The sequence below is a fragment of the Paenibacillus sp. VCA1 genome, from assembly GCF_031583795.1.
GTDB classification, from domain to species: Bacteria; Bacillota; Bacilli; order Paenibacillales; family Paenibacillaceae; genus Paenibacillus_AQ; species Paenibacillus_AQ albilobatus.
Genome location: NZ_JAVLSX010000005.1, coordinates 93,895 through 108,348, shown reverse-complemented (window position 1 = coordinate 108,348; position 14,454 = coordinate 93,895). Strand labels below are relative to the sequence as shown.

Sequence of the window (14,454 nt, the reverse complement as noted above, 5' to 3'; positions counted from 1 at the left end):
TCAACGTAAAAACGGTCTAAGTCCGGGTTCCCGAAAAGACGAGCCGGTCGTCCGAAACATGGCTTTAGCCATGTCCAGTTCTGATAATCCGAGAGCCGGATTCCTATTCCGAAAAAAGAAAAAACGCCGCAGAGGACGTAAGCGTCCCCGCAGCGGTTGTCATCAGCCTATGACGGCAATTGAAACAAAATCGTTTTGATCTCCGCCGGTCCCGCGGCGATCGCGCCGAGGTCGGCTTGATCCAGCGGCTCCTCCATAATATTGCTGTGTCTCGCTTCTTGTACCGGGAAGGCGGGCTTGACCGTCAGAAGCCGCTCCTCATTCGCCGTATTAAACCAGCGCGCCACGACAGCGCCGTCGGCGGACATTTTTAGCGCGGAAAGCATCAAACCTTTCCCTTCCCAGGACAGATAAGAATGGACGGCCGGAAGGCTGCCTTCATGAACGCCGGTCTGCAGCGCCAGCCATGGCACCTGGAATTGATGCGCCAAAATCATGGCCCCTTCTTCATCCAAACGCGCTTCCGTGCGGCCAGATTCAGCCGGGACAAACGGGATGATCATGAGGCGTGCCGCATGTTTCCCTTTGCACTGCGCCCCGGGCGTCGGAAAATGACCCCAGTCGCCCATCTCGCCAACCGCTCTCAGCAGCGTTACGGCAATCACCGCCGAATCCTCCTGCATGATTTCATATTCCGGCAGCCCCTGGTTGGCGATCAGGAGGCCCTGCGTTTCATCACGGAGCGAAACAAAAGCCTGCTGATGATGACAGTTGCTCGGATTCCTCCATTCCGCCGCCGGGACATTGTTTCTTTCCGCCACTTCAAAGATGGAATCCGCCTGATGCGTTTCCGCGGCGATGCCCGGCTTGAACAACATCCGGAGCCGATGATCTTCCGCTTGGTTATCGAATGCGGACTCGACAAGGATGCCCTTGCCTTCGCGTTCCAGCGTCACCCGGGTATGAATGCGGAATTCCGTCATGACGGAAGACCGGCCCGCGCTCCGCCCCGTAAACCATACCAGCTCCCGCTGCTCCTTGCGGAGCGTCTCGTCCGCGGAGACAGGAATTCGCAGTGTATGCGCAATGTCGAAGGATGCCCGAAACGGCTCGTCTTCGGCCAGTGTGACGCTTGCAGCAAGATCCCTCGTCGTAATCGGCAAATCGCCGTCCGGCTGCTTGTACATATATTCGTTCCCGATGTCGCCGGTGTCCTCGTAAATGCATAAATCGCGCAAAATCCGGCCGGTCGCCTTGTCCAAGACGGTCAGGGAGCCGTTTTTTTCGATCGTCACCGCCAAATATTCGTTTTCCATGCGGTTTCGTCCGGTCACTAGCGAAGCGCGCTCGGAGACGTTTCGGGCCGATCCGTTAGCCGATTCGAATGAATCCGTATGGGGATCGGAGCCGGTCCCCCCTTGCTTTCCATGGATGACGGCGAAAACCTTATGCCCCAGCGCGGGTACCCGAAAGGCTTCGAACCGTACCCGGATTTTTCTTTCAAAATAAGGCTGGCGGAAGCGGTCCTCCGGCAAATCGTAACCAAACGCGATTCCTAGATCCTCATCATCAAACGGAATTTCGTTTCCATCCGGATCGACCAGCCGCAGAGGTCCGATCGGCAGCGTACGCAGCGTTTTTTTCATTTCGGCAAAACCGATCCCGCTCCGGAAATAGATCCGCTCCAGCGCAAGCTCCGCCGTTGCGACGCCGGAACGCTCCCAACCGGTCGTATTCCACACCGCCAGCGGATACGCCGTTTCCCCCTCCCGAAGAACATTGCGAAACGGGCTCGTATCGATGTCGCCTGCAAGCACATCCAGGCTGTCGGTGACGATCGCCTCGCCCACATGCCTGCTTTTCGCAAACCGCGCCACCATTTCGTCATGAACCTCGTCCACGCTGCATCCGCAAATGCTGTCGTGAGGATGGTTTTGCATTAGCGTTTTCCAGGCATATTCGAGCAAATGATGCGGGTACGGCGCTTTCCCCGTCAAATGGGCGAAAACGGCCAGCGGCTCGGCTGCCTTTTCCAACAGCGCCTGTCCCCGGTTGTTCATCTGCTTCAGGTAGATGCGGGAGGATGCCGTATTGACCAACGTCGACCAACCGTCCGTATGCTGGCTGCGAAGCTCGCCCCGTACGACGGACAGATGCTCCGGCACGGTCCCTTCCACCGCGAGAGCGTAATCCGCCAGATTGGAATGGACGAAACGATGCGCCGGGAACAAACGTTGCGCCGTTCGGATCGCTTCTGCCGCATCCGACTGCACCGGCTGGTGATCGCATCCGTTCATCATCAACACATGCGGCGTGGAGGCGTACCTTTCCGCATCCTTCAGCTTTTGCTCCCAGTAGGCGCGCGCATCCCCGGGTTCCGTCGGCATTTCGTTGCCGTTGCTGTACCAGTTGGCGAACAAAATGCCGAGCACCCGCGAACCGTCGGGGGCTTCCCAGATCATTTCGGAATAAGGGGATTCGTACGCCGCCGTCTTGCTCACCTCGTTATTGAAGCCCGTCGGCTTGACGCCCCGGCCGAAAAACGCGTTGCCGATGCCGGCCTGCCGCAGCAGCTGCGGCGCTTGCCCCATATTGCCGAACGAATCGGGAAAATAACCGATTTTGCTTACCGCGCCGTAGCGGACCGCGTCCCGGTGCCCGTACAGCAGATTGCGCACATTGGCTTCGCCGCTGGTCAGAAACTCGTCCTGCAAAATATACCAAGGGCCGGCATGGATGCGGCCTTCCCGGACATATTTTTCAACCTGTTCCCGCTTTTCCGGGCGAATCTGCAAGTAATCGTCCAGCATGATCGTTTGCCCGTCGAGATGAAAGCTTTTGAAATCCGGATCTTTTTCAAGGATGGCCAGCAGCTCGTCCATCAGCTTAATCAGCCGCACATGATGTTTTTCGTAAGGCAGATACCATTCCCTGTCCCAATGCGTGTGTGAAACGATATGTACTGTTTTGGATTGTGCCAATATTCCGCTCTCCATTCTGTGGTTTTTTCTAGAGCAAAAGCCAGTGGCCCGCCATCCGCGTTTCGTGCCGCATGTTGCGGGCCGCATGTCTTAGACGTTTAACCGACGATGCCCGTCCGTTCCACGCTTTCCACGAAATACCGCTGCACAAACAGGTACAAAATGATGAGCGGCGCGGTCAGGAGCAGCACCCCGGTGTTGAGGAGCATCGACTGGTACACCAAATCCGGTTCTTTGCCGAGCGCCGATCCCATATCCATCAGCTGCGTGGAAAGCACCTTCACCTTGCTCAGGAAAAGCGAGACGTAATAGCTGTCATTCCACTGCCACACGAACGAAAACAGGACGACGGTAACGATGGCGGGCACCGCGTTCGGCAGCATGATCCGCCAAAAGGTTCGGAGCACGCCCGCGCCGTCCACGAACGCCGACTCTTCGATCTCCTTCGGAATCCCGCGGAAAAACTGGCGGAAAATATAGATGTACAAGCCGTTTTTCAGCCCCATCGCGGTCGCCGAGGAAATGAGGAACGGCCAGAAGGTGTCGATCAGGTTCAGGCTGGATTTGCCCGTAACAAGCTTGATCAAACCGAATAAGTCGAAATACCGGTACGTTAAATACAGCGGAATCATGATGGTCTGCGGCGGCACCACGATCGTGAAAATGACGAGTCCGAACAGCAGGCCGCTGCCCCGGAACTTCAGCCTCGCAAAGGCATAGGCCGCAAGCGCGCAGGAAGCCAGCTGAATGATCGTCGTTCCCGCCGAGATCAAAAACGTATTCAGCAGGGCGGGGAAATATCGGGTCGCCTCTATGGCGATTTTGATGTTGTCCAGCGTAAAATGCCGCGGAATCCAAAGCACGGTCGGATCGTAGATGTCGACTTTGCTGCGGAAAGCCACCGACAGCCGCAAAAACAGCGGGAACAAAATGATGAAGCAAAAGCCTACGATCATGACGGTGCGCACGACTATCCACAGCCAAAGTTTGGATTTTTCCAGAGGGTTAAACCGGTACTGGATGATATCCGCGTATGCGGCAGGCGATTTCATAGCCTTTTCCTCCTATCAGTCATAATAGAATACCTTTCTGGAAATGATGGCCGTCGAAATGCCCAAGATCGCCGTCACCACTGCAAAATAAACCCAGGACATCGCCGCGCTTTGGCCGAATTCGAACGATTTGAACGCCGTTTCGGATATAAGGGAGTTGATCGAATTACGGCTGAAGGAATCGATGATCGAATACACCGTATTCGTCAGGATGAGCGGCGTCATCATCGGAAACGTCACCTTCCAAAAAATTTCGTAACCCGTTGCCCCTTCGATCCGCGACGCTTCGTACAAAGACGGGGAAATTGATTGCAGCCCCGCCAGAAAAATGAGAATCTGCACCCCGGACGAGCTGATGATTTCATATATCCGGTCAACGGCGCCCGTAATGTAGTTGACGAACACCGGCGCAAGTCCCGAGTCCGTCAGCATTTTTTTCAGCTCGAAGCTTTGCAGCATTCCGCCGCCGCTGCCCCCGCTGCTTCCCGACAAGGTCGAGCCGCCGACAAAGCTGCTGATGTCCAGATTGGCGATCGCTGCGGATGCCAAAATGACCGGCAGGAAAAAGATCGCTCTCGCCAGTGCCCTTCCCCGGAATTTCTGGTTGAGCAGCACGGCGGCGAACAAGCTGAAAATGATGATGATCGGCACGTTGACGACCATGTTCGTGACCGATTCGGTCAGCTTGCGCGGATAATCCGGGTTGGTCGTAAACAGGCCCGAATAGTTGGACCAGCCTTTGTAATCGACGGCAAAACCGCCTTCAACGAGCCGGATCGTGCTGAGGCTGAACCGGAAGGACTGGATCAGCGGCAGCAGAAACAGGATGATAAGCCCCAATATGAGCGGCGTGGCAAACAAAACGCCGTAGAGCTGCTTTTTTTGGGACAAGGTTAACGATTTTCTGAACATGTTATTCACCGCCTACGTGATAGCTCTGCGGCTGAAGCTGCAGGCCGTCCACGGCCACCGCCGCCCGGTTGTAATTGACCGTCACGGTTATCCCGTTTTCGTATGTCGTTCGGACGACGCCCGGAGCCAGGCGAACGTGGGCCGTAATGACTTGGTTCCTCACCTTCGCCAGCACCGGGTTCGACTCGCCGTACAGCCTGGCCGCCTCGTCGATCCAATCCTTATAGTTCAGGGCGTACAAGCCGTTATAATCCGTATCCTTTACCGTGGAAGCGTCGCTGGCGAACCATTGGTAATATACGGCTGAGCCGGTTTCCAGCGATTTCAGCATGGCCAGGCGCGGATTCTGCAGCTCGCCCATGTTGTACGGAGCCCCGGCGATATCGAAATAGCCGTGAAGCGCGATTTGGAAAAACGGAATCTCTTCGTCGGTAATATTGAGCCTGCTGCTGCGTTCCGGCGCGTTAACGATCCAATCGGCGTACGGCAGGCTGTACGCGTTGCCGCCTTCGACCATAAGCGAACCGGTTTTCGTTCGGAGAAGCTCCATCGCCTTTACCGAAGCCGCCTGCGAATCCTGCCTGCTGACGGGATGGCTAGGATCGAAATCGGAATGGACCTCGCGCCCCAAATCCCGCAGCGACAGCCCTGGAACGCCAAGCTTGGCGTAGTCGGCCAAAAATCCGTCCACCTGCTTTGGCAGCTGCCGCGGCGAAAGGAGGTAGTGGGAAAACTTGCCCGTATCCTTCGCATGCGTCACCGGATTATAAGCGAATACCTCCGCCTTGCTGCGGTCAAGCAGCGTTGCCGCGCCTTTCGCACCTTTGTATTTTTCCAAAAACGCGGCGTCCGGGTAAAACCCGAATCCGTTTCGTTTCATGAAATCCGCCAGCTTCAACAAGCCCTTCTTGCCGCCCAAAGCTCCGGCCGCAGAAACGTCGTCCGGGGATGCGTGGCGGATCCCGCCGTTAAACCAGCCGACGAACCGCAGGTCGATATTTTGGACGCCAGCGGTTTTCAGCTTGCCGACGATCGTTTCCGCCTCCGCGAAGGTCGTCAACGGCTCCGTCGACCGGTAAGGAATGCCGAGCAGCGATTTTTGTTTTTGGAACGCCCCTTCGAGTTCGAGCATAAACGGGCTATCGGCGGAAGCCTCCAAAGGCTTTAAATCGTATTGGCCCGCCATATAGCTGCGGTAAGCCGCCGCCATTCCGGTATAATTTGCGGCATCGCCGGACAAAAACGCATACCGGACCTGCAGGTTTCCTTGATATTTGCCTGTCTGAAACATCGGCACCGCACTCGTTTTCGTGCCCGAAGACAGCGTGTAATAATCCATCGCCGTAACCTGGAATTTGCCGCTGACCGTATTGTAGGAATCGTTGCGCCCGCTTATATCCGCCGCCACGCTGGCGCCCGCTTCCCCGTCCTCGATGATGCCGACGAGCGCATGGTCGTTTTGCTTCAGCCCGAACACCGGCAGGCGGGATACTTCGTTCGTCTGGATTTTCTCTTTCACGTCGAAAGCCCCGTCATTGCCGTAGATCGGCAGATCGTACCCTTCGGCGTTCAGCTTTTGGTTGTTCAGGCGAATGAGCGCCCCGGAGCCGTCGGGCACAAAAATATATCCTTGTTTTCCGGTATCCGCCGCGCCGAAAAATTTTAACAGCTGCAGCGAGGCGATCGGAAACGACTTGCTTGCTTTCAGCTCCTTCGCGGGAACCCATACGACGAGGCTGTCCCCGTCCAGCGCATAAACCACCGGGACGGTAAATTCCGCTTCCTCGGATGCGGCCTCTTCGCCGGCCCCGTTCGCTTTGTTGTCCTGCGCGGCATCCTCGGCGGTATAACCGGCCTCCTCCAGCACGGCGGACATCTCCTCCGCTACGTAATCCTGAAGTTTCCTTGCTTCATATACCTGCTTCTTTTCGTCAAAGCGGAACTTGTATTTGATGTCATCCCGCTTTTCCGGATCTTTGATTTTGGCGAGAATTTCCTGTTCGAACCGTTCCTTGCCGATCGCTTTCGGGATGTTCGGGAAGGACTGCTTTACGTTGCCCATCCGGTAATCCACGCGGATCCCGTTATCGGCGGGTGTCATCTTGAACTGCTGCTTGGCCACGCTGTCGTCAAAGCTGTTAAAAGCGTTTATTTGCCCTTTTTCGTTGTAGTAAGTAAGCAGCACCTGCGCCGACAGCTCGGATTTGTAAAGCGGAGACGCTTTCGGATCTTCGTTTCGCTGCGGCGGATTGGTGAACCATACGTACCCGTTTTCCTTCTCCTGCACGGCCATTTCCGCCGTCTCCCGGTTCACGAACAGCTTCAGCCGATCGTTTTCCGCCGCCACTTCCATCGTTTCCAGCGCCTTAAGCTCTTCCGGCGTGTTCGGAGACGCCTGCTTATGCTGCGTGAGGTTCACGGAAAAGCTCTGTCCTGCCGAAGCTGTTGCCGCCCCGCCTTGTTTCGAAGCTTCCGTTTCGGCCGCCGCTTTCCCTTGCGGCATGACGGCCGCAGCCCCTGCGGCGCCCGCCGTCAAAAGCAGCGCGCACAGGATGGCTGCCGCTTGTTTTTTGCGAATGCCCACGTTCCATCCCTCCTTCTGGCGCTACATCCTGAACGTGATTTCCCTGTAGATGGAGCTTGCGAAATTGATCATTTGCTGCAGCATGCTGAAAAAAAGCACGCCAAGGAAGATGATGATCCCCATAACCACCAGGGTCAGCAGCATCGTAACTATCGTTTTCCCGGCGGAATATTGGTGCACGGTCATGGTGCCCGTAAACAGCAGCCAAACGAACCAAATCATCGCGATCGTATCCAGCAAATAATAAAATGAGCTTTCATCCGCCGTAATCGCGTTGCTGTAAAGCACCTGCGGAAAATAAATCAGCACCAGCGGCAGCAGGGAATACGCCGTCGCGATCATGATTTCGGTGAACTTCCCTTCCCCGTCCATGAGCGTCGTCAGCGACCAGTTGGCGATGCACCATAGAAAAAACGGAAGGAGGATGAACTTCAGCTCATTCAGCGTGCTCAATTGGTCCGGGTTGTTGAAATTGACGACAAAGCCTCCCCACTGGCGTTTTACGATCATGGCTACAACGAGCAGCGCCACGATGGAAAAAGCCACGCCGAGCCTTCCCTTCCGCTCGTATTTCATTTCCCAAAACCCGTTAAACGGATGAAGCAGCGTGTAGAACGGATTCCGGATGATGCCGAATTCCCGGTAGAACTGCCCCTTCGTTTTACGGCCCGCCAGCTTCACGGCCGCGATCACGACGGCGATCGCCAGCGCGATGACGAGGACGATCGTGCCGAAATGCTCGAATACGACTTCCTTGCGATAGCGTTTGAACGCTTCGGAATAATACTCGCGGCTGTTCCCGAGCTTGAAGTAGCTCATCGCCTCGCGGTTATCCCCCTGCTTGAGCAGCGATTTGCCGATGCCGATGTAAGCGACGTCGAAATTCGCGTTCAGCTGGAGCACCCGCTTCCAGTCCGCGGTGGACTCATCCGTTTTGCCTTCGCCGAGCGCAAGCACGGCGCTTCGGATCAGGCTGCCGTAGGTCGTCGGCGCAAACACCGACAAACGGCTGTTATCCTTATCCAGCACGGCGATCCGGTCGCCCAGCATGCCGATCGCCGCCGGCGTGCGGAAATTGCCCTGCTGGCTCCCGAGACCGCCGAATTCGTACAGCAGGTTGCCGTCCTTGTCGTAGGTGAACACCCGGCCGCGCTTCGCATCCAGCGCGCTGTACATCCCGGCCCGATCCGCTATTACGTCAACAAAGATCGAGCTGCCGGTGACGCTTGCGCCCTCGAGATTCCCGACATCCCCTTTGGGCGGGAAATAACCTTTGCTGCGCAAAATGTCCGTGCCGGAAGGATTGAGCCGCTTCAGTGGCTGATCCGAATTTTCCTCGGACGTGGAGGTATAGATAAATCCGTTTTCGTCCACGTCCAAATTGTTGAATTCGATCGGGATAAACTGCTGCATCTGCTCGCGTTGCGCCTTTGTGGAAATCCGTTTCCAGAACAGGTCTACCGGGCTGAACTTGACGCGGTTGGTGCCAATAAAGCCGCTGAAGGCCCCGTCCGACTCGAATTCCATGATGCCTTCATAACTCCCCTGGCTGATGACGTACAGCCGTCCCGCTTTATCGACCGCAAGCTTGGTCGGCGTATACTGGAAGCCCTTCCGAAGGAGCGTCGATTCCGGCTCCGGGATGATCCTTTTCAGCTTTCCGCCGTTGTCAAACTCGACAATGCGGCGGTTATCCGTATCGGCGACATACATGTTCCCGTCCCGATCCGCAAAAACGCCCTGCGGCCCGCTTAAGGCGTCTTTTTTCCCGTCATGGTCGAAACCGCCGACAACTCCCGCAAGCTTCAAATCACGATCCAAAATCACAATCCGGTTGTTGCCGGTATCGGCGATGTACAACTTGCCGCCGGGACCGGCGTACAGATCCTGGGGAGCGGACAACGGTCCCGCGCTCCAGTCGCTTCCGTAAATCACCTGCTCCAAGGCATAAGGATCGGGAGCCGGGACCGGCGTTCCCCAATACGAATAATTGTAAGTTTCGTTTGCCGACGCCGGGGCCGCCTCGGTGCCGGAGGCCAGAAGCAGCGCGATCATGATTGCAGCGAACCATCTCTTCATCTGTCAGCCCCCCTGTTATTCCTTCAAGCCCGACGTGGACATCGTTTGAATGATGCTGCTTTGGGTGACGATAAACACCGTGATCGGCACGATCATCATCAGCAGCGTCACGGCCGCCACCGGTCCCGTCCGGACCAAACCGCCGCTTGCGATTTGCCCGAACACATAGTCCACCGTCTTCAGCTGTTCGCTGTAAATATATTTGTGGCTCGTGACCGAACCGTTCGTCCAAAGGCTTTGCAGCGAAAAAATGATCAGCGTGAGCCATGCGGGCCGCACGATCGGCATGACGATCTGCCAATAAATGCGGTATTCGCTCGCCCCGTCGATTTTTCCCGCTTCGAGCAGCGCGTCCGGAATCTGCTCCATGAACTGCTTCATTAAATACAACCCGAGCGTCATGCCGAACGCCGGCAGCAATATGGCCCAATACGTATTGATCATCCCCAGGTACGAAATGATCATGTAGTTCGGAACCTGGGTCACGTATGCCGTAAACATCAGCGAAAGCACGACGATGCTGAAGAGGAGCCTTCTGCCCGGAAAACGGATCTTCGCCAGCGGATAGGCCGCCGCCGAAGCCAAAATGACATGCCCCGCCGTACCGACGATCGCGATAAAAAACGTATTAAACACGTATCTTGAAAACGGCACCCAAGAATCGCTGAAAATTCCCGCCAGGTCCGTAAAGTTTTTGAATGTCGGATGGCGCACGAACAATTTGGGCGGAAACGTAAAAATTTCGTCGATCGGCTTAAACGCGTTGCTGATCGTAAACACGAGCGGAAGCGCCATGAAACACGCAACGCCGCCCAGCAGCACGAACAGCAAAATGTCGACGCCCCAGGACCTGTTCAATCGTTTTGGCATTTTCAAAACCAATTTCACGCTTACTCACCCACTTTTCCTAGAAGCTTCTGGGTCATCAGGTTCACGGTCAGCATGATCGTGAACAGGACGGTCGCGATGGCCGAGGCGTACCCCATTTCGAAGCGGATCGTGCCGTAATCGACCAAATGGGTGACGATCGTATGCGCGGCATAATCCACGCTCGGGAAGCCGAGCAGATAGATCGAAATTTCCGCGACGGAAAACGCCGAAGCGATCTGAATGACCGCGCCGAACATGAGCTGCGGCCGCATCGCGGGAAGGGTGATGAACCACAGCTCCTGCCAGCGGTTGCGGATGCCGTCGATGCTGCCCGCCTCGTACATCGTCCGGTCGACGTTTTGCAGCCCGGCGATAAAAGCGAGAAAGGAAGTTCCCAAGCTGAGCCACAGCTGCACCAGAATGAGAATCATCAGCACGTATCTCGTGTCCTGCAGCCACTGGATCGGCTCCATGATGAAACCCCATTTCATCAGAAACGAGTTGGCATATCCGTAGGAATCGCCGGCGAACAGCAGCGTCCAGATCAAATAGGTGTTGCCCGAGATGGAAGGCGCGTACAGCACCAGCGTGAGCACGGCCCGCAGCTTGGGGGGCAGCTCGTTGATCAGCCAGGCGAAAATAAAGCAGGCCATATAGCTGATCGGTCCGGTGATGGCGGCAAACAGGAGCGTGTTTTTCAAAGCGATCAGAAAAATGTCGTCCTGCACGAACAATCTCGCGTAATTTTGCCAACCGATCCACTGCGGCCGCTCCAACAGATTAAAATTGGTGAAGCTCAAAGCAAGGGATAACAGCACCGGGATGACGGTGAAGGTACAAAAAATAAGGAAATAAGGCGCCATCAGCACGTAGGCGTGCTTGTTTTTTTTCATTTCCGTCCATACCCGCGCGGCCTTGCTGCGGAGCATGCGCCCCGGCGCGCCCCGGTTAGGTAACTTCGCCCCCGCCATGACGGGACGTTCGGCGATTTGCTGTTTCATGGAAGGTCCCTCGTTTCTATGGTAGGGAGATTAAATTCTTTGCGCTTAAGCGTGATTTCTTCATTCATCGCCCTGACGTAATTGTCCATCGTCTCGCGCGGGTCTTCCCCCTGCACGACGACGCGGCGGAACGCATTGTCGATGTTTCGTCCGGTCAAATAACCGCCGGGAACTTCCGGTATGCCTTGAACCCACTGCATCTGGTCCTGCAGCTTGCGCAAATCCTGCGTCGGCCACGGGAGCTGGGCAAGCGCTTCCTTATTGGCAGTCGGATAACGGGCGGAAGCGCCCATGCGGATTTCCATTTGCCGCCCGTAGGCAATTTGCGTTTCTTTGCCGGTCCACCATTTCATGAACTCCCAGGCGGCGTCTTTATTTGCCGCCCCTTTGAACATGACGGTCGCCGATCCGCTGCTGCCCACCTCGCGATGAAGCTTGCCGTCCGTGCCGGGCGTTCCCGGTACCGGCGCAAAAGCCCACAACCCTTTGATTTCGGGCGCAAACACGCTCAGCTTGTTGTACATCGTGTAATCGACGATCCCGATCGGCATTTCCCCGGTACGGAACCGGTTGGCGAAATCGACCGAAATCGGAATTTTATAATTGACGTAAAAATCCGTCCACTGCTTGAATTCCTTGATGCCGGTTTCGGAATCGAGGTCGACGGCTTTGCCGCCGTCCTTGTAAAACCGTCCCTGGTTTTGGTACAAAAACATCGCAAACGCAGGGTTCGGCGGCATCGTGGCGATATTGGCGTTCGACACCTCGTTGCCTAGGGAATCAAGCGGCTTCTGCGGCAGGCCGAACTGCAGATTATGCTTTTGCAGCACCGGCAGCATCTCGTATACGTCTTCCCATGTTTGCGGCACCTTCAGATGCAGCTCGTCCTCAAGAATATCCTTCCGGTAAAAAAGCATCGGGAACGTTTGCTGCTCCGGCAGCGCATAATACGACCCGTTGTATTCATAAGGCACGAGAGCGCTTGCCTGAAACCGTTCCTTTACTTCTCCGAAGTCCGGGAAAGCGGACAAATCCTGCAGCGCGCTGCGGCTTGCATAATTGACCGGGAGATCATTTCCGATCTGCAGCGCGATGTCCGGTCCCTTGCCCGCAACAGTCGAAGGCAAAATCACATCCGACGCCACCAGCTTCAGATTGACCTGAATCCCCGTCTGCGGCGTAAATTGATCCTCGACGAGCCGTTTGATCACCTGCGCCTGATCCCGGGCGGACGTTACCCATACGGAGACGCTGTTTTTGCCGCCCGTATCGCCATCGCTTGAAATGTCGTCGTAGTTTTCATAAAAGGAAGCAAAAAAGGCGTCCACGCCTGCGGTCAGCTTTTTCCAGGTTCCGGCCTGGGCCGCAGGCAGCTTGCTCCCCGGCGAACTGACGATCAAATAGTCGAGCGCAAGCGGCTGCTCGTTCACCGTCAGCATCCATGAGCTGAGCGCGCCGACGTTGGTTTTGAACGTTTCGACGCGGGACGGCACCGTTTCCGGCTTATCCGCCATGTCTTTCAGCTGGTAAGCGACCGTATGGATGATCGAGGTCCGATCGTCGCTTTGGCCGGACGGGCCTTCGATCGCTTTGGCGATCGCTTCCAGCTGCTCGCTGGAGTCGCGGAACACCTTGGTCATCTCCGGAATGCGTTGTTCCAGGTTATAGTCGCGGAACGCATCGGGAACGGTGCCCGTGTAGCTGATGATTTTGCGGTACATCGCGTTTAATTCCAAAATATTCGATTCCACGGAACGCAGGATCGGAGCGATATCCCCGAGGGTAACCTCCATCCGGATCCGGTGTTTTCCCGGGGTCAGATGAAACAGGTACGGCTCGCCGCCGCCGGGGCCGACCACCTTCATCTGCCAGGCGCTGCCGTAAGGGAATGGCACGGTTTGCATTTCCTTGAACGGCAGCTTGCCGTCTATGTAAATCGAACGAAGCACGGAAAGGCCCCGCAGATAGTTTTGCCGATTTTTAATGGCGATCTGGTATAATCCGTCCTGCGGCACGTCGACTTCCCACTCGATCCATTGTCCCGGAAGCCTCCAGCCGTATCCGCCCATGGCGTTGTTGCGCAGCTTCGAAACATGGAATGGTTCCACCGCCGGATTGGACCTGTCGTTGTACGGTAGCAGGCTTGGCGAAGATTTATACAACGCCTCTTCCGCCTGCACTTTCATAAAAACGCCGGTTGCCGGCTTCAGCCCTTGCCGCTCATATCCGGATGCCGCTTCTTCGTACGATGGCAAACCGGAAGGCGCAGACAGCGTAATTTGGCGGATGACCATCGGTTCTTTGATGGAAGTTAGCGACAATCTGTGCTTGCCTGCGGAAAAATAAAACATGAACGGATCTTCGTAAGCGCCGGTGCTGTCCTTCAAAGTCACTTCCTGCCATACATGCTCCTCCACTTGCCCCGGCGTCAGATCGTTGCCGGATTCGTCCCGATCGAATGAAGGTTTTTCGTTTTTCCATACCCGGTTGAACACCAGGCTTTTCGCTTCCGAAAAAGGCACGTCCCCGTCGATGGCCAGCTCCCGTTCGATGTCGGAATCTTTCCCCGGCTCCGTGAACATTTTCAGCCGGATGTTGTACAGCCCGGCCTGCTTCACGTCGAATTCCCATGTCACGCTGCCGGAATCCGCCGTAAGAATCGACTTGCCCTGCTCGCCTTGGTAGTCCTGCAGTACGGAAGCCTGCATCCCATCAGCCTTGCTGAAGGAGGCCCCTTCGATGACGACGTCTTCCGTTGAGGGCGCCGCTTGCTGATGATTGGACAGGTACGCTTCGTATCCGCCCGCTTTGATGGATTGCTTGATGCCGCTCAGGTCCAGCTTTACCGGCGTTTGTTCGGCCGAGGCCGAAACCTCGCGGGAAGACGGTCCCAGCGCGGCGGTGATTGCGCCTGCGGACAGCGCCGCCGCAAGCAGGATGGATGCTGCCTTGAATATCGGTCTGTGCATGGGCTC

8 protein-coding genes are annotated in these 14,454 nt (G+C 56.1%); all 8 read right to left on the bottom strand.

The features are described from left to right. Positions 1-167: 167 nt before the first annotated feature. Positions 168-2,996 carry an alpha-mannosidase gene (locus RJP21_RS12325; RefSeq protein WP_483874788.1) on the bottom strand — a complete coding sequence of 943 codons (2,829 nt, stop codon included), beginning with the start codon at positions 2,994-2,996 and terminating at the stop codon, positions 168-170. A gap of 83 nt (positions 2,997-3,079) precedes the next feature. Continuing rightward, the gene (locus RJP21_RS12320) at positions 3,080-4,033 is read right to left on the bottom strand and encodes a carbohydrate ABC transporter permease (protein WP_310859548.1); all 954 of its coding nucleotides are present in this window, start codon (positions 4,031-4,033) and stop codon (positions 3,080-3,082) included. Between the two features lie 15 nt (positions 4,034-4,048). After that, on the bottom strand, positions 4,049-4,945 hold the full coding sequence (locus tag RJP21_RS12315; protein ID WP_160040015.1) for a carbohydrate ABC transporter permease: 897 nt from the start codon (positions 4,943-4,945) through the stop codon (positions 4,049-4,051). A 1-nt stretch (position 4,946) separates the two neighbouring features. Continuing rightward, on the bottom strand, positions 4,947-7,529 hold the full coding sequence (locus RJP21_RS12310) for a DUF5696 domain-containing protein (RefSeq protein ID WP_310859547.1): 2,583 nt from the start codon (positions 7,527-7,529) through the stop codon (positions 4,947-4,949). 21 nt (positions 7,530-7,550) lie between these two features. Continuing rightward, positions 7,551-9,608: a YIP1 family protein gene (locus RJP21_RS12305; protein ID WP_310859546.1), complete on the bottom strand. Its 2,058-nt coding sequence runs from the start codon at positions 9,606-9,608 to the stop codon at positions 7,551-7,553. 15 nt (positions 9,609-9,623) lie between these two features. Further along, positions 9,624-10,496 carry a carbohydrate ABC transporter permease gene (locus RJP21_RS12300; RefSeq protein WP_310859545.1) on the bottom strand — a complete coding sequence of 291 codons (873 nt, stop codon included), beginning with the start codon at positions 10,494-10,496 and terminating at the stop codon, positions 9,624-9,626. Positions 10,497-10,498: 2 nt separating this feature from the next. Then, positions 10,499-11,407 (bottom strand): carbohydrate ABC transporter permease, encoded by a 909-nt coding sequence (locus RJP21_RS12295; protein WP_310859885.1) that lies wholly within the window; start codon positions 11,405-11,407, stop codon positions 10,499-10,501. A 68-nt stretch (positions 11,408-11,475) separates the two neighbouring features. Beyond that, positions 11,476-14,448, bottom strand: a complete 2,973-nt coding sequence (locus RJP21_RS12290) for an extracellular solute-binding protein (protein ID WP_310859544.1) — start codon at positions 14,446-14,448, stop codon at positions 11,476-11,478. Between the last annotated feature and the right edge of the window lie 6 nt (positions 14,449-14,454).

What these genes read in the sequence shown, in the direction of transcription:
- RJP21_RS12325 (WP_483874788.1), bottom strand. Translation starts at nt 2,996, where the DNA reads ATGGAGAGCGGAATATTGGCACAATCCAAAACAGTACATATCGTTTCA.
- RJP21_RS12320 (WP_310859548.1), bottom strand. Translation starts at nt 4,033, where the DNA reads ATGAAATCGCCTGCCGCATACGCGGATATCATCCAGTACCGGTTTAAC.
- RJP21_RS12315 (WP_160040015.1), bottom strand. Translation starts at nt 4,945, where the DNA reads ATGTTCAGAAAATCGTTAACCTTGTCCCAAAAAAAGCAGCTCTACGGC.
- RJP21_RS12305 (WP_310859546.1), bottom strand. Translation starts at nt 9,608, where the DNA reads ATGAAGAGATGGTTCGCTGCAATCATGATCGCGCTGCTTCTGGCCTCC.
- RJP21_RS12295 (WP_310859885.1), bottom strand. Translation starts at nt 11,407, where the DNA reads ATGCTCCGCAGCAAGGCCGCGCGGGTATGGACGGAAATGAAAAAAAAC.
- RJP21_RS12290 (WP_310859544.1), bottom strand. Translation starts at nt 14,448, where the DNA reads ATGCACAGACCGATATTCAAGGCAGCATCCATCCTGCTTGCGGCGGCG.